Genomic DNA, 16,205 nt, shown 5'->3' with positions numbered 1-16,205 from the left:
AAGTAATTAATTTCTTACTTACCGGTTTAGATCTAAACTTAAACTAATACCGTCCACTTACCGTCTAATTACCCCCAGATATTTTTTACCTATGCCCAAAGACTTAAAAATATTGTTGTTGGGCGGATTTAATGTTCAGTTTGATGGTAAAACAATCGATGGTTTCTCTTACAAGAAGATGCGGGCATTACTCGCCTATCTTGCAGTCGAACAAGGAAAGGATCACAGCCGGGAGTTTTTGTCCGAGCTATTTTGGACGGATAATCTCCCTGAAACCGCTCGGGATAATTTACGTCGTGCTTTGTCAAAGTTACGCAATATCTTGGAAGCGCCCACCGGTCAAACCATATTCTCATCCACTAGGCACACCATCCGCTTTATGCCTGGTATCTATGTCGATGCGATAAAATTTACCGAACTGATTCCAACTCCACAGAATAATTGCGACACTGATTTATATAACAAGCAACAGCTCATTGCCCTGTACCAAGGTGAATTCCTGAAAGGCCTTTCATTGCCTGATTGCCCCGATTTCGAAGACTGGGTTCAGGTACAGCGTGAATCGCTGCATCTTCGAGCTCTAGCTCTACTTGAACAAGTATCTAACTACTACGAAGCATTGGGCGATTACAGCACCGCACTGAACTACGTCTTGCGCCGTACAGTATTTGAACCTTGGGACGAAGATGCCCATCGCATGGCGATGTCTCTATACTCGTTGAGTGGGCAGAACCGTGCGGCGATGAAGCAGTATGAAATCTGCTGCCGTGTGCTGAAAAATGAGTTGGGCGTATTACCCGACAAGAAGACCCAGCAGCTTGCCGAACAAATCCGAAATGGCGTCTTAAGGCACAGATCGCCGGATATTCCGGTGGAAATACCGCAGCCGCGAACTATTCCAATCTCTAATGAAGAACGACGTAGAACAGATCGTCGCAGTCCGAAACAACAAAATATCATAGCAAAAGAGCGACGCCAAGTGAGCGTGCTGTACTGCGAACTGATAATCTCGGCGATTGGCGACCCCGATGAAGCGATGGAGCTACTAGGACCATCTCAGGCCTACTGTGCGGAAATAATCCAGCAGTTTTCAGGGCATATCGTACAAACCCATGGCGGCGGATTGCTGGCTTATTTCGGTTATCCAAAAGCCAATGAACATGCTGCCCATCGCGCCGTGCGGGCAGCTTTGGCAATTACACGCGAAGCTACCCTGAATATTGATATTCGTACATCCATCCACACCGGATTGATTATCACCGAGGGTTACTCGTCTATACCCGACATTACCGGTAGAACCTCAAAGCTAGCTATCCAGCTACGCCGTCTTGTCAGATACAACAAGGTGATTATTAGTAAGGATACCTATGATATGGTGGCCGGGTATTTCGATTGCCTCAGTCTTGGCGTCCAATATTTACCTGACTTTGGACAAAATTTGGAAATATTCAAGGTGATGCAGGAAAGCAGCGCGCGCCCCCGCTTTGAAGCGGTGACGCAGTTAACTCCATTGGTCGGGCGCAAAGCCGAAGTCGCCAAACTTATGCGGTTATGGGAAGAAGCCGTGCAAGGCGAACATAATGTTGTGCTGGTTCAAGGCGAGGCGGGCATAGGCAAGTCTCGCCGCTACACCGCATAAAAAAACAGCTGGCCGACAAGCCGCACGTTATACGGGAATTCCGCTGTTTTCCGGAATTTAGCAAGTCGCCTTTTCATCCGTTGATCGCGATGCTCGAAGCTAATATGGGCTTCGAGCCCGATGATGCGCTTGATATAAAGTTCGGCAAAATGTTGAATTATGGTGAGGTTTATTATCCTTCATGGACGCAAGAGGCCGTCTCCATACTCTGCAATCTGCTTTCCCTGACTCCGCCCGAACATCACCGTATCCCCGCTTTATCGCAGCAAACTCTGAAAGAAAAGACTATAACCATCCTGCTTACTATGTTGCGTGCGCTTTCACAGCAACAGCCTATGTTGTTTATCGTCGAAGACTTACATTGGGTCGATCCCTCTACGCTCGAATTTCTAACCCAGTTCGTTGAGCAACAAACAACCGGGAGTATTTTAGCGATATTCACTGCCAGACCAGAATTTGATCCGCCTTGGCAGAGTGCCCGTATCTCAACGCTTCCGCTTGCTCCGCTTTCCATGGATGAAGCGGCCCAAATGACTTTTTCATTATCTGGGGATATTACGACAGAGACGCTCCGCCGTATTGTGAAACGTGCCGACGGCATACCGCTGTTTATTGAAGAGATAGTAAAAATTACAACACTCGACAATCAGGCAAACCTTCCAACAACATTGCACGATCTTCTGGCAGCGCGTATAGATAACTTGGGTAGCTCAAAAGTTATTGTGCAGCTTGCCAGCATTATCGGGCGTGAGTTCAATTTGGATTTGTTACGCAAAATATCGCTTTGCAATTATCACACCTTAGAACTTCATTTAAGTACATTACAAGATACCGGGTTGATATTGAATATCAATGAAACAACCAAACAATTCAAACACGCTTTGATTCAGGAAGCTGCGTATCAATCTCAAACCAAATCTGTCCGGCAGACAGTACATCAACGTATCGCACAAGTACTGCAAACCGACTTCCCCGATGTCGTCACAACCCAACCGGAACTTTTGGCCCAGCATTTTTTCTATGGCGGGGAAATACGGCAGTCCATCGAATACTGGATCAAAGCCGGGCAACGAGCCGCTCGGAACTCAGCCAACCTGGAGGCGATAGATCATTTCAATTCCGGCTTGCAACTCCTGATGAGTTTGCCTTCGGATCCGGACAGGGACTGTACGGAATTCCAAATACTGGTCAGTCTCTGTCCAGTGTTGTATGCCACAAAAGGCTACGGTTCAGAAGAAGCCACGCAGACTAATGCGCGCATTTCCGCTTTGAGTGAGCGGGTAGACAATAGTTCCGAACTGTTCTTGGCGCGTTGGGCGCTGCTGATAAACACCATTGCGAGCGTCGGCTCTTATGGTGTGACTGAGGCGGCAATGCATTTGCTGCCCATGGCGCATGACGACCCGCTGAAAAAACAGGCGGCCCACTATATCATCGCTGACTCAGCTTTCTGGGTAGGTGAGTTCGAAACCACGCATGCCCACACCGAACAAGCTATTACGCTTTATCATCCGGAACAGCATCAGATGTTGCAGGAGCAGTTCGGCGAAAACTTGTCCGTATCTTGCTCGGCATATTTGTCCTGGGCCCTCTATTTTCGTGGCTTCCCGGATCAGGCAAAAGATGTTTGCGAACAGATGTTAAGTCATGCCCGAGAGTTAGCCCACCCTCATACCCTTGCATTAGCGCTTTGCTTTGCTACCTTGCTGCATCGTTGGTCAAACAAGTCCACGGAAACCTTGTCCTTGTCCTTAGAGACTATCGCAATTTCACAACAGCACGACTTTTCCGTTTGGCTGGCTGCCGGTGAAATGGCTCACGGTTGGGCGCTTGTCTTGCATGGGCACAGTGAGATCGGTATCGCTAAACTTCAGTCGAGCATAACCAGGATGAAAGCATCAATAGGGGGAATTTCGGTGATTTTTCTGTCCGCGCTGATCGAATCCTACATACATCTGGAACTGTACGATAAAGCACTCAGCCTACTCGCGGAAGCACAGGCAGACGAGATAACCACTGGCGACAGTCATTTCACAGCCGAGCTTCATCGGCTCAAAGGCGTGTGCCTGCTGGGAACTTCCGAGTCAAACACGAAAGAAGCCGAAGCGTGTTTCAGCCAGGCAATCGCCATCAGCCGCCGGCAAAGCGCAAAATTCCTTGAACTGCGAGCGGCGATCAGTATGGCGCGGTTATGGTGGCATCAAGACAAGCGCGAAGATGCACGGAATATGCTGGAGGAAATTTATAATACGTTCACCGAGGGCTTCGATAGCCACGATCTTCAAGAAGCCGCTAGTTTAATAAATCTTTGATATAATTATCTTAAGGCTATCGTTATCCGACTTACGGCAGAGTTGGATGGGTGCATCGTTGCAGGCATTAGCCTGTGATGTTTCTGACTCGGCGCCATTAATACTTAACAAAAACTCTACATTCAAAACAAGAGCTTCTTATATTCCACAATCAATGAATTTAAGCAAAATATACGGCATACATTCGGTACAGTCGGCTTTAGATTATTCCCCTAAAAAGATCAATAAGGCCTGGATTGACGGCCAAAGACAAGACAAACGCTTAGCTCAGTTGGTCGAGGATTTATTGGATCTGGGCATAGAGCCGGAAAAAACCGACCGGAAAAAGCTGGATCGTTTTGCGGAAGGCAACAACCATCAAGGTATTGTTGTTGAAGTTGAAATGCCCGGCGAATTATCGGAAAGCAACTTAAAGGACGCGGTCTTAACGCTGTCGGGAACGCCTTTATTTTTGGTATTGGATAATGTCCAGGACCCGCATAATTTCGGCGCTTGTCTTAGAACCGCCGACGCTACCGGCGTGCACGGCGTGATTATCACCAAGGATAACGCCACCGGAATTACCCCGACAGTCTGTAAAGTGGCTAGCGGCGCCGCTGAAACGGTACCGGTTTATCAGGTGACTAACTTGTCCAGAACCTTGCGTTGGCTTAAAGAGCAAGGCATCTGGGTCATGGGCGCTGCCGGCGAAACCACGCAGAGCGCCTATCAAACCGACTTTACGGTGCCGTTGGCTTTGGTCGTGGGCGCTGAGGGTAAAGGCTTAAGACGGTTGACCAAGGAACAATGCGATATATTGGTTAAGCTGCCGATGCTGGGCCGGGTAGAAAGCCTTAATCTGTCGGTTGCAACCGGTGTACTGCTTTATGAAACCGTGCGGCAGCGATCGCTTGCCGGTTGATTTACCTTATAAATAATGCAAACAAAATCGACACATTCTCTTGAAGGCAAGAGTTTAAGCTGTATTCGCGATGACCGGGTGCTGTTTGAAAAGCTGGCTTTTGAATTGGTCTCAGGGCAAATTTTATTACTGGAAGGCAAAAACGGCAGCGGCAAAACTTCGTTGTTGCGCATTTTGTGCGGGTTCCGGGAACCGGACGCCGGAGATATTCTCTGGTGCGGCGACGCGGTAAAAGACAGTCAGTTTTATGCGCAAATGGCTTATGTCGGCCACTTGGATGGCATTAAAAAAGAACTGACGGTGCTGGAAAATTTAAAAATGTCCTTGGCTTTGAGTAGCCCCGGACAATATTCCATTCATGAGGCTTTAGCCAAAGTTCATTTGGCAGGCTATGACGATGTCCTCGTTCAGGCTTTATCGGCGGGCCAAAAAAGACGGCTGTCTTTAGCCAGATTGTTGATTACCGAAAATGTGTTATGGGTTCTGGATGAGCCGTTTACTTCATTAGATAAACAGGGCATTGCCCTTATCGAAACTTTAATGACCGAACATTGCGCTAATGGCGGAATGATTGTTCTTACGTCACATCATGACATAGCCTTGCATGATGTCGATGTCCAGCGTATTAATTTATCCTGATGTCTTTATCTCACGCATTTTTTGCCGTTATTCGGCGCGACTTGGTTTTGGCTTTACGGCGTCGTTCGGAAATAGCTAATCCATTGTTGTTTTTTATCCTGGTGATAACTCTGTTCCCTTTGGGGATCGGTGCGCAGCCGCATTTATTGCAAGCCATTGCGCCGGGTATTATTTGGGTTTCCGCATTACTGGCGGCGATGTTGTCTTTGGATAGCCTGTTCCGTTCGGATTTTGACGACGGTTCACTGGAACAGATGCTATTAAGCCCGCATCCGGCCTCGGTGTTGGTGTTGGCTAAAATTATCGCTCACTGGTTGGTGACAGGTTTGCCATTGCTGATTGTGGCGCCGCTGCTGGCGGTTTTTTTAGGTATGCCCAATCATTCGCTGGGAATTTTGTTGCTGACCTTGTTGCTTGGAACGCCGGTATTAAGCCTGATAGGCGCCATTGGCGTCGCGCTAACCGTAGGTCTGCGCCGGGGCGGCATGATTTTGTCGCTGCTGGTTTTACCGTTATATGTTCCGGTACTGATTTTTGCCGGTAATGCAGTGCAAATGGCAAGCGGTGGGTTGCCTGTCGATGCGCAAATTAATATTCTGATTTCTATTTTATTGATGGCTTTGGTTTTAGCGCCTTTGCCGGTAGCCGCAGCATTAAAAATGAGTATTAATTGATAATATCTCGTAGAATAATCGATCAATATTATCGACCTGGAATAAATGCTGACGGTGTCGACTAAATACTTGCTTAAAAACAGACTGCCCATATATCTTTAGTTTTGAACCTTTCGCCTGATTTTCTATGTTTTTAATTCCTGATCCCGTAGTTCGGTTTTTTCACCGCATGGCGTCTCCGCCGCATTTTTACTCGTTCACCGAGCGGCTGATGCCATGGCTGGTGGTTATTTTTCTGTTGCTAACAGCCGCCGGCCTTTACGGCGGCTTGTATTTAGCGCCTGCGGATTATCAGCAGGGCGACAGCTACCGCATTATCTATATTCATGTGCCTAGCGCCTGGATGTCGCTATTTATTTATATGGTCATGGCTGTTGCAGGCGGAATAGGCCTCGTTTGGCGCATCAAACTGGCGGAGATTGTGGCGATCAGCAGCGCGCCGGTCGGCGCAAGCTTTACCTTTATTGCGTTGGTGACTGGTTCGCTATGGGGCAAACCGATGTGGGGAACCTGGTGGGTGTGGGATGCGCGGTTAACGTCGGAGTTGATATTGTTGTTTTTGTATCTCGGCGTCATCGGGCTATACGGCGCGATAGACGACAAGCGCACCGCGTCCAGGGCCGTGGCTATTTTAGCTCTGGTCGGCGTAGTCAATATCCCGATTATTCATTACTCGGTCGAGTGGTGGAATACGCTGCATCAAGGGCCGACGGTAACGAAAATGGATAAGCCGTCGATCCATGTCAGCATGCTGATCCCGTTATTGCTGATGGCTATATCGTTCAAGTTTTATTACCTGATCGCGATGTTGCAGCGGGCCCGTACCGAATTGTTGCTGCGCGAACGTAATGCGCAGTGGGTTAAGAACATGATTTCGGAGTCTAAATAATGACTATGCAGGAATTTTTCGCAATGGGCGGCTACGCCTTTTATGTCTGGACCTCTTACGGCCTGACCTTAATCGTGCTGCTCGCAAATATTATTATTCCCGTTGTGCAGCGCAGACAGTTTTTACGTTCTTTGGCGCTCAAACAAAAACGGCAGTAAATTATGAAACCAGCCAGAAAACAGCGTTTAATACTGATCGGCCTGATGGTGCTCGGCGCAGCCTTGGCAACAGGGTTTGCACTAAAGTCGTTTAATGAAAATTTGATGTACTTTTTCTCCACTACTGATGTCGTGGAAGGCAAAGCGCCGAAAGATACTTTATTCCGACTAGGCGGCATGGTCATTAAAGGTTCTGTAGAACGGCCGAATGACGGCCTGATGGTGCGCTTCAAGCTAACTGATTTCAGCAAAGATGTAACGGTTGAGTATACGGGCATCCTGCCGGACTTGTTCAGGGAAGGCCAAGGTATCGTTGCGCACGGCAAGTTAAACGAACAAGGCGTGTTTATCGCCGAAGAAGTGCTGGCCAAGCATGATGAAAACTACATGCCGCCGGAAGTGAAAGGCAGTTTGAAAAACCAACCAGCGCCAGTTGAAGGCCAAAAATAATGATTGCAGAACTCGGACATTTTTCGCTGATTCTGGCCTTATGCATGGCCGTTATTTTAGGGATATTACCTATTATCGGCGCTTCCCGATCCATATCCGGCTGGATTGCTGTAGCAAGACCCGCCGCGTTTGGGCAACTGTTATTCATGGCGATCTCATACGCTTGCCTGACTTATGCGTTTTTAACTCATGATTTTTCCGTGGCTTATGTCGCCAGCAACTCCAATACCGCATTGCCGGTTTTGTATTTGATCTCCGGCGTATGGGGCGCGCATGAAGGCTCGTTACTGCTTTGGGCGCTGATTTTATCCTGCTGGACAGGCTTGGTTGCGTTGTTCAGCCGAAATATTCCAGACACTACCGTTGCTCGGGTTTTAGGTGTGATGGGCTTGGTCGCTATCGGCTTTATCCTGTTTTTATTACTGACATCCAATCCGTTTGATCGGTTGTTCCCTGCGCCAATCGAAGGACGCGACTTGAACCCCTTGTTACAAGATCCGGGCTTGGCGATACATCCTCCGATGCTTTACATGGGTTATGTCGGCTTTTCGGTAGCCTTTGCTTTTGCGATTGCCGCGTTGCTTGAAGGCCGTTTGGATGCGGCTTGGGCGCGCTGGTCAAGACCCTGGACCAACATCGCATGGATGTTTTTAACCATCGGTATTGCTCTGGGCAGCTGGTGGGCTTATTACGAACTGGGCTGGGGCGGCTGGTGGTTTTGGGATCCGGTCGAAAACGCCTCATTCATGCCCTGGCTGGTTGGTACCGCATTGATTCATTCGTTGGCAGCTACTGAAAAACGCGGTGTATTTAAAACCTGGACGGTATTGCTGGCGATTTTTGCGTTTTCGTTAAGTCTGCTCGGCACCTTCCTGGTACGTTCCGGCGTGCTGACTTCGGTACATGCATTTGCCAGCGACCCGGCACGTGGCTTATTCATCCTGGTATTTCTAGCCGTCGTGGTTGGCGGTTCATTATTGCTATACGCGATAAGAGCGCCTTACGTCAAAAGCAGCGCGACCTTTGAACTGGTGTCCAAAGAATCGGTCATCCTGCTGAACAACGTGCTGCTGGTGGTAACCGCTTCCAGTATCTTGCTGGGAACATTGTATCCGTTGGTAATAGATGCGTTGGGACTGGGCAAAATCTCAGTCGGCCCTCCGTATTTCAATGCCGTGTTCATTCCGTTAACCGCTCCTCTGGCAATTGCCGTGGGCTTGGGCATATTGCTGCGCTGGAAGAGAGATAATATCAACGCAATTGCGTTACGGGTGCGCTGGATTGTTTTAGCTTGCGTTGCAGGCGGTTTGCTGATGCCGTTGCTGATGCCGTTTTATTCTTGGGGCGCGGTACTGGGCTTAACCTTGGCATTATGGACGGTTGCGATAACTGCGCTGTCTTTTGTCGATCGCATGGGGCCGCAAAGATTCTCATGGCAACGGCTGCAAACCGTGCCGGCCGGTTTTTACGGCATGACCGTAGCGCATCTGGGCATTGCGGTATTTGTGGTCGGTATTACCCTGACCTCCGTTTACAGCGTCGAAAAAGATGTGCGTATGGCGCCCAGCGACAAACTGGACATGTCCGGTTATATTTTTGAATTCCACGGCGTCAAACAAACCCAAGGGCCTAACTATGTTGCCGAACAGGCGTTTGTGACTGTGAGTTACGACGGCAAACAAGTTGCCAAACTGGAACCGCAAAAACGGGTGTATCGGGTGCAAAAAATGCCGATGACCGAAGCTGCTATCGATGCCGGCTTGTTTCGGGATTTGTTTGTTGCTATAGGAGAACCGCTGGGTGATAAAGGCGCATGGAGCCTTAGAATTTATTATAAGTCATTCATCCGCTGGATTTGGCTCGGCGCGTTGTTCATGGCGGCGGGCGGTTTAATTGCCGCTTGCGACAGACGATATAAAATAACATCTGCAAAGGTGCCGGTTAATGCTTAAGTATATCCTTCCATTAATATTATTTATCGTCCTTGCGGTATTCCTGGCTTTGGGCTTAAACCTTCATCCCAATGAGATTCCATCGCCGTTGATCGATAAGCCGGCTCCGGCATTTTCTGCACCCAAGCTTCAGGCACCTACTGAAAAATTATCCCAGACCGATTTAAAAGGCAAAGTCTGGCTGTTTAACGTCTGGGCTTCCTGGTGCGCTTCGTGCCGCTCCGAGCATCCGATACTGAACCAATTGGCCCAGCAAAAAGCCGCCATTATCGTCGGCCTGAATTACAAGGATGAGCCCGAAGCCGCCTTAGGTTGGCTCGCGCAATTGGGCAATCCTTACGATGTCAGCATCATGGATCAGGACGGACGCATCGGCATCGACTGGGGCGTTTACGGCGTGCCGGAAACCTTCGTCGTCGATAAACAGGGCGTGATCCGGTACAAGCATACCGGCCCGGTTACGCCTGAAGATGTGCAGCAAATTTTCCTGCCTTTGATCGCCAAGTTACAGGCTGAAAATTAATGAAACGTTTATCTATTATCGGCAACTGCTCCCTGCGTTGCTCTACCTCCTGCATCCATGCAGTCGTTTTCCTGCTGGTACTGTCCGGCATAGCTTGCGCCGGTGTCGAATACCGCGAGTTTGCCAATCCTGAGCAACAAGAAGCTTACGAAAACCTGACTTCGGAATTGCGCTGCCTGGTTTGCCAAAACCAGACCATCGCCGACTCCAATGCAGAGCTGGCTGCGGACTTACGTAGACAAGTCTACGAAATGCTGCAACAAGGCAAATCTAAACAAGACATCGCCCAGTTTATGACCGACCGATACGGCGATTTCGTTTTGTACAACCCGCCGTTTAAACTCAAAACCGGCCTGCTGTGGATAGGGCCGGTGCTGTTCCTGTTAATCGGCTTGATCGCAGTGTTCTTGTTCACGCGGCGAAAAAAGACCGCTGAAACCGTTGAAATCAGCGCTGAAAAGCAGCAAAAAATCCGCAGCTTACTGGAAAAAGGTGATCAGTTTTGAATATGCTATTTTTGCTGATTGCCAGCGTGATGATCTTGATCGCTTTCCTGATTGTGCTGCCGCCGTTGTGGAGAATCCCCCCCGGCCCCCCTTTGCTAAAGGGGGGAGAAGGTTCTACCACTAGTCAAGAGGAAACTACGGATTCCTTACCCCCCCCTTTGGAAAAGGGGGGCAGGGGGGGATTTGCAGACCAGGACCAGCGCAATATCGCCATTGCCCGGCAGCGGCTGGCCGAGTTGAAAGAACAACTGCAAGCCGGCGCATTAAGCCAGGAACTTTATAATGAACAGCTAGCCGAGCTTGAACTGGCTTTAAGCGATGACCTCGATATACAAAGCCAAGTAAAAACATCGCAATCATCAGGCCGGTGGATGGCAACAGTATTGGTTCTGGCAATCCCTTTGGTTGCCGGTTCACTGTATTGGTCATTAGGCAACTATCAGTTAATAAGCCAAGTTGATCAACCTGCGGCGGCAAATCAAGCAATGCCCGAAATGGAACAAATTAACAATATGGTTGCCGGGCTTGCCGAGCGCCTGCAAAAACAGCCGGACGATGCGTTGGGCTGGACTATGCTAGGCCGCTCCTACAAATACTTGCAGCAATACCCTAAAGCCGTCGAAGCTTTTGAACACGCTTATAAGCTAATAGGCGATAAGCCGGAAATCATGCTGCTTTATGCCGATGCTTTAGCTTTTGCCAGTAATGAACAGTTGGCCGGAAAACCCGCAGAACTGGTGTTTAAAGCTTTGGCGATGGAACCCAATAACGTGACCGGCCTGTGGCTGGGCGGCATGGCAAAAGCGCAAACAGGCGATTTTGTCGGAGCGATGGGTTTATGGAAAAAACTTGAAGCGCAATTGCCGCCGGGCTCGGAAGCTCAGCAGGAAATACAAGGCTTGCTGGCTAAACTTGCCACCCAAATACCGGAAGGTGCTACTGCGCAAGCAGAATCAAAACCAGCACAGCCGGTTAAAGCAGCAAGCATCGATGTTCAGGTAAGTTTAGCGCCCGAGTTGCAAAACTCAGCCAATCCTAACGACACTGTTTTTATTTATGCCCAAGCCTTATCCGGCCCCAAAATGCCGCTGGCTATCGTAAAAAAACAGGTTTCCGAATTGCCGTTAACCGTCAGTTTGACTGATGCGATGGCGATGATGCCGACCATGAAATTATCGAATTTCGAGCAAGTCAAACTGCTGGCCCGCGTTTCCAAATCCGGCGATGCAATGCAACAGCCCGGCGATTTGATCGGCGTTATCGAGCAGGTTGCCTTGACCGATAAAGAGCCACATAAAATAGTCATCAATAGCCAAATAAAATGATGGATCAATCTATAAAATTCGATTTGGGCCTGATCAACCGTTACGATAAGGCCGGTCCGCGTTATACCTCTTACCCAACCGCGCTGGAACTCCATGAGGGCTTCGGCGACCGGGAATATCGCCAACACATCGCAAAATCCAATGCCGCTGGTGGACCGCTATCGCTGTATTTTCATATCCCGTTTTGCGATACCGTCTGTTTTTATTGCGCCTGCAATAAAATCGTCACCAAAAATCGCAAACATGCAGAACCGTACTTGGCGAATCTGTGCAAAGAAATCGCGATGCAGGGCGATTTGTTCGACTCCAGCCGGGTCGTCAATCAATTGCACTGGGGCGGGGGCACGCCGACTTTTTTAAGCTACGAGCAAATGAAAACGCTGATGTCGGTAACCCGTCAGCATTTCCACTTGAGGGATGACGACAAGGGCGAATATTCAATCGAAGTCGATCCTCGCGAAACCAACGACCAGACCATCAAACAATTGCGCGAACTGGGCTTTAACCGGGTCAGTTTGGGCTTGCAGGATTTCGATCCGGCTGTGCAAAAAGCCGTCAATCGCCTGCAAAGCGAAGAACAGACATTCAGCGTTTTAGAAGCAGCTAGAGCCGAAGGTTTTCGTTCGACCAATATCGATTTGATCTACGGTTTGCCGCTGCAAACGGTAGATACCTTTGCCAAGACCTTGGACAAAATTCTCGCTGTAGAACCGGATCGTTTCTCGATTTTTAATTACGCGCACATGCCCGCACGGTTTAAAACCCAACGCCAAATTAACGATTCCGATATGCCGACGCCCGACGTCAAACTGGCTATTTTGCAAATGGTGGGACAACGGCTTACCGAAGCCGGTTACGTTTATATCGGCATGGATCATTTCGCCAAACCCGATGACGAACTCGCCGTCGCCCAGCGCGAGGGACATTTGTACCGCAATTTCCAGGGCTATTCCACGCATTCGGATTGCGATCTAGTGGGCTTGGGCATTACCTCCATCGGCCGGGTAGGCGATGCCTATATCCAGAATGTCAAAGAGCTGGACGAATACGACCAGCTGATCGGCCAAGGACAATTGCCGGTATTTAAAGGCGTCGAACTGGATGACGACGACAAACTGTGCCGCGCTGTAATTACCCAACTGATTTGCCATTTCGATTTGACTTATACCGCTATCGAACAGCAATTCGGCATTAACTTTAGCGATTACTTTGCCAAGGAACTTGAGGCATTAGCCCCGATGCAAGCCGACGGTTTGCTGATGCTGTCGGCACAAGGCATTAAGGTTTTATCCGCAGGCCGTTTGTTGATCCGCAACATCTGCATGGTCTTCGACAAGTATCTGGCGCAAAAGCAACAACAGTTCTCAAAAGTTATTTAAGCTCCCTATGAATGACGAACGCATCATCGAATTGGAAATAAAAGCCGCTTATCAGGAAGATTTGCTGCAAGAATTGAACAAAATAGTCTCTGGCCAGCAGCAACAGATAGACCGTTTGGAAGCCACCTGCCAAATGCTCAACGAGCGTATTAAAAGCTTGTCTGTTGAAGGCGGGATCGGCGAAAATGTTGATGAAGTGCCGCCGCATTATTAGCCTTTGCAATAACACAGCTATAATTCAAATCAATTCCAGAATTCAAATCAATTCCAGATAGTGTCAAAAAATCAGACATAAATAATGATGAAGCAAACTATTCTCGCACGCCAACCTGGCGATTTAACAGTTGCTTGGGCTCAGCAAGTCGTTGATAAACATGATATCAACGCTGTGGTTGCCAAAGTGGATGTTGTTGCCGTTGACGTAGGGACGACAACGCGGGTTTGTGTCGCTGTCGAACATAATGGTCCGGCCACCTTGCCGAGCCGGTGGTTTGTAAAACTTCCGTCATTGAAATGGCGGGCGAGGATGATTACGACTTTACCGCGACTGCTACAGACCGAAGTGCGTTTCTATAACGAGTTGGCGGAGGCTGTCCCCCTTAGCAAACCGGTTTGTCTGGCGGCGCAAAGCCGGTTTGGCCGTGGTTCGACATTGGTGCTTGCCGACATTGCGGAATTCGCCGGTATTCCCAGTGCCGCCAGCGATACGTTGACGCTTGAGCAGGCAACTTTGGTTATCGAACAACTTGCCTGTAGTCATGCGCGGTTTTGGAATAACGTGCATCTCGATCCCGAATACCGCTGGTTGGCGGGACCGATCCGGCTTTTGGAAGATGCGCTGGGAACGGCTTTGGCGGTACCGTTGATGAAACGCGGTTTACGGCTGGCCGGAGACCACATACCTTCCGTTCTGCATGCTCCTGCCATTCATTATGCGCGGCATCGTCGGGCAGCGATGCGCTTCCTTTCCGAAGCTTCCAAAACGTTGGTTCATCACGATTGTCATCCCGGCAATTTATTCTGGAACAAGAACAGATCAATGGTTGGTTTTCTTGACTGGCAACTGGTCCGCATCGGCGAAGGCGTCAGCGATGTGGCTTATTTTCTGTCGACCGCACTGAGTGCAGAAACGCGCAGACTTTACGAAGGGGAACTGCTGGTCAAATACGCTCAAACGCTGGAAGAGAATGGCGTGACCGATGTTGAAAACACCTCGTTAGAGCAACGCTACCGCGCTCATCTTGTTTATGGTTTCGAGGCCATGATAGTCACGCTTGCCGTGGGCGGCATGATGAATTTGAATTGCAACCTGGAGCTGATACGCCGGACGGCTACGGCTGTAGAGGAATTGGATGCTTTTTCTGCGTTGCCGATATAAAGCTTAGTTCGCCGCAGATTTGCACGGATAAACACCGATAAAACGTTATGTTGTGTACATGCGTCGGTTCTGCCCCATCCGAAACATTTTGCATTGCTTCAGTATAACCACCTTGTTCCCGGTATTGCGGAAACATTAGAACCGAAGTTACAAACCCACTACCGTTAAGTTAAGGATGGGCAGTCCCTTCTCCCTCAGGGAGAAGGTTAGGATGAGGGGATTAAATAAAGCTTTTTTGCCTTTTTATTCTCCTCACCCCGACCCTCTCCAGCAGGAGAGGGGGCGTTTCGCTTAAATTAACGGCATTAGTTGCAAACCCTGGCCCCGCTTGCGTAGATTAGCTGAAAACATTTTAAGCACTGAGGTCTTAGCTATGAAAAAGCAATTTGCCGTTTTAATATTCATCTTCATCCTGAATGGCTGCACGTTTCAAAAGCCGGATTACCTGAAAGTTATAACTCCGGCCGAATTAAGCCAACTTACGCAACGCGAGGATATATTCCTTGTCGACGTTCATACGCCCGAACAGAAACATATAAAAGGCACCGATCTTTTTATTCCCTACAACGAAATCGAGAAATTCCAAGACAAACTTCCCAAAGACAAAAATACGCCTATTTATGTGTACTGCGAAAGCGGCCCGATGGGGAATTCTGCGGCAAGGTCTTTGCATGAGTTAGGCTACAGTAACTTAACCAATCTCGAAGGCGGAGCCAAGGCTTGGAGAAAAGCGGGGCTTGGTTTTGAGTAAGTAATTTTGCTATTTAGTCCTGTAGGTTCGCACCATGCACTATTTAAGAGCTCCACTGAATACCAACAGTGTTAAAAAGGGGCGAGATGCGCACCACACTACTCGACTTGTTGGGGCAAAGAAAGTCCTTCAAAGAAATTGAGCAATTCATGCAGTCTGGTGCTGGGATTCATTTCTCCACTCGCTATGGCTTCAGCAAGAATTTTAGGAGCTATTTTACGTGCTTCGGAAAATCCATTATTTAGTAGCAAGCTAAAGATACTTAAATCTTTGCCCTTTTCGTAGCTTTCCATACCCGGATGACTACGCAAGTCTTTGATAAGCAAATCTGCTGCCGAGTGTTTTCCAGCCACAGCATAGGGCTTGCGGTTGTAACGAAAGTGCAGCAATAGCCAGAATTCGAAGCATGGATAAGAAGCAATGACTTTAATTTTTTGGGAGCTCTTGACTAAGTTCAGCGCCTCGTCAAAAGTTTCGTGAGTGTCTCTATCTACCGCACAAAAAACGTGATCGAATTTTCTTTGGCGACTAATTGCCTCAGCAACAATTCCTTTCGGATCGGTATTCCCGCAATGGGTAATTTCCACCAATACATTGACCCGAAAATACAGGCTCGCATCTTCCAGATAGCGTTTTCCAGACTTACTATCTTCGCAAATGACCAATACCGTAGGTTGCGGTTTAAAACGAGGTTTTGAGCGACCGAAGGAATCAGCTTTACGCGCCATA

Annotated in this window: 17 protein-coding genes; 16 read left to right on the top strand and 1 reads right to left on the bottom strand. The window is 48.7% G+C overall.

The genetic code is table 11. The features are described 5' to 3' along the window. The first annotated feature begins 91 nt into the window (after positions 1-91). The 16 genes from EPO18_RS14250 to EPO18_RS14175 all read left to right on the top strand — a co-directional run bounded on the left by EPO18_RS14250 (position 92) and on the right by EPO18_RS14175 (position 15,476). Positions 92-1,639, top strand: coding sequence for a BTAD domain-containing putative transcriptional regulator (locus tag EPO18_RS14250; RefSeq protein WP_292434303.1), 1,548 nt, complete (start codon positions 92-94; stop codon positions 1,637-1,639). A gap of 89 nt (positions 1,640-1,728) precedes the next feature. Next, positions 1,729-3,951 (top strand): hypothetical protein, encoded by a 2,223-nt coding sequence (locus EPO18_RS14245; RefSeq protein ID WP_292434301.1) that lies wholly within the window; start codon positions 1,729-1,731, stop codon positions 3,949-3,951. Between the two features lie 154 nt (positions 3,952-4,105). Next, entirely contained in the window at positions 4,106-4,852 is a 747-nt protein-coding gene (rlmB, locus tag EPO18_RS14240) for a 23S rRNA (guanosine(2251)-2'-O)-methyltransferase RlmB (protein ID WP_292434299.1), read from the top strand. Between the two features lie 15 nt (positions 4,853-4,867). Beyond that, entirely contained in the window at positions 4,868-5,491 is a 624-nt protein-coding gene (ccmA, locus tag EPO18_RS14235) for a cytochrome c biogenesis heme-transporting ATPase CcmA (protein ID WP_292434297.1), read from the top strand. Beyond that, on the top strand, positions 5,491-6,165 hold the full coding sequence (ccmB, locus tag EPO18_RS14230) for a heme exporter protein CcmB (RefSeq protein WP_292434296.1): 675 nt from the start codon (positions 5,491-5,493) through the stop codon (positions 6,163-6,165). Before ccmA ends, ccmB begins: the two co-directional genes overlap by 1 nt. Positions 6,166-6,292: 127 nt before the next feature. Continuing rightward, positions 6,293-7,054: a heme ABC transporter permease gene (locus EPO18_RS14225; RefSeq protein WP_292434295.1), complete on the top strand. Its 762-nt coding sequence runs from the start codon at positions 6,293-6,295 to the stop codon at positions 7,052-7,054. Next, a complete protein-coding gene (gene ccmD, locus EPO18_RS14220) occupies positions 7,054-7,212 on the top strand; it encodes a heme exporter protein CcmD (protein WP_292434293.1) in 159 nt (52 codons plus the stop codon). Before EPO18_RS14225 ends, ccmD begins: the two co-directional genes overlap by 1 nt. 3 nt (positions 7,213-7,215) lie before the next feature. After that, positions 7,216-7,662 carry a cytochrome c maturation protein CcmE gene (ccmE, locus tag EPO18_RS14215; RefSeq protein ID WP_292434291.1) on the top strand — a complete coding sequence of 149 codons (447 nt, stop codon included), beginning with the start codon at positions 7,216-7,218 and terminating at the stop codon, positions 7,660-7,662. Beyond that, positions 7,662-9,614, top strand: coding sequence for a heme lyase CcmF/NrfE family subunit (locus EPO18_RS14210; protein WP_292434289.1), 1,953 nt, complete (start codon positions 7,662-7,664; stop codon positions 9,612-9,614). Before ccmE ends, EPO18_RS14210 begins: the two co-directional genes overlap by 1 nt. After that, positions 9,607-10,137: a DsbE family thiol:disulfide interchange protein gene (locus tag EPO18_RS14205; protein ID WP_292434287.1), complete on the top strand. Its 531-nt coding sequence runs from the start codon at positions 9,607-9,609 to the stop codon at positions 10,135-10,137. The genes EPO18_RS14210 and EPO18_RS14205 overlap by 8 nt, the downstream gene beginning before the upstream one ends. Continuing rightward, complete coding sequence (locus EPO18_RS14200; RefSeq protein ID WP_292434286.1) at positions 10,137-10,643, top strand: cytochrome c-type biogenesis protein; 507 nt, start codon at positions 10,137-10,139, stop codon at positions 10,641-10,643. The genes EPO18_RS14205 and EPO18_RS14200 overlap by 1 nt, the downstream gene beginning before the upstream one ends. Beyond that, entirely contained in the window at positions 10,640-11,968 is a 1,329-nt protein-coding gene (gene ccmI, locus EPO18_RS14195; RefSeq protein WP_472850902.1) for a c-type cytochrome biogenesis protein CcmI, read from the top strand. The genes EPO18_RS14200 and ccmI overlap by 4 nt, the downstream gene beginning before the upstream one ends. After that, complete coding sequence (gene hemN, locus EPO18_RS14190) at positions 11,968-13,347, top strand: oxygen-independent coproporphyrinogen III oxidase (RefSeq protein ID WP_292434388.1); 1,380 nt, start codon at positions 11,968-11,970, stop codon at positions 13,345-13,347. Before ccmI ends, hemN begins: the two co-directional genes overlap by 1 nt. A gap of 7 nt (positions 13,348-13,354) precedes the next feature. Then, positions 13,355-13,561, top strand: a complete 207-nt coding sequence (locus tag EPO18_RS14185) for a SlyX family protein (protein ID WP_292434285.1) — start codon at positions 13,355-13,357, stop codon at positions 13,559-13,561. A gap of 84 nt (positions 13,562-13,645) precedes the next feature. Next, positions 13,646-14,725 (top strand): aminoglycoside phosphotransferase family protein, encoded by a 1,080-nt coding sequence (locus tag EPO18_RS14180; protein ID WP_292434283.1) that lies wholly within the window; start codon positions 13,646-13,648, stop codon positions 14,723-14,725. 373 nt (positions 14,726-15,098) lie between these two features. After that, positions 15,099-15,476, top strand: a complete 378-nt coding sequence (locus tag EPO18_RS14175; RefSeq protein ID WP_292434281.1) for a rhodanese-like domain-containing protein — start codon at positions 15,099-15,101, stop codon at positions 15,474-15,476. A gap of 98 nt (positions 15,477-15,574) precedes the next feature. On the opposite strand, the gene EPO18_RS14170 is transcribed toward EPO18_RS14175, so the two are convergent. After that, complete coding sequence (locus tag EPO18_RS14170; protein WP_292434279.1) at positions 15,575-16,204, bottom strand: RloB family protein; 630 nt, start codon at positions 16,202-16,204, stop codon at positions 15,575-15,577. Position 16,205 lies beyond the last annotated feature (1 nt).

This window comes from Methylobacter sp., from assembly GCF_004322395.1.
Taxonomy (GTDB): domain Bacteria; phylum Pseudomonadota; class Gammaproteobacteria; order Methylococcales; family Methylomonadaceae; genus Methylobacter_A.
Note: the sequence above shows the minus strand (reverse complement) of the source record. Positions and strands in the feature narration are given on the sequence as shown.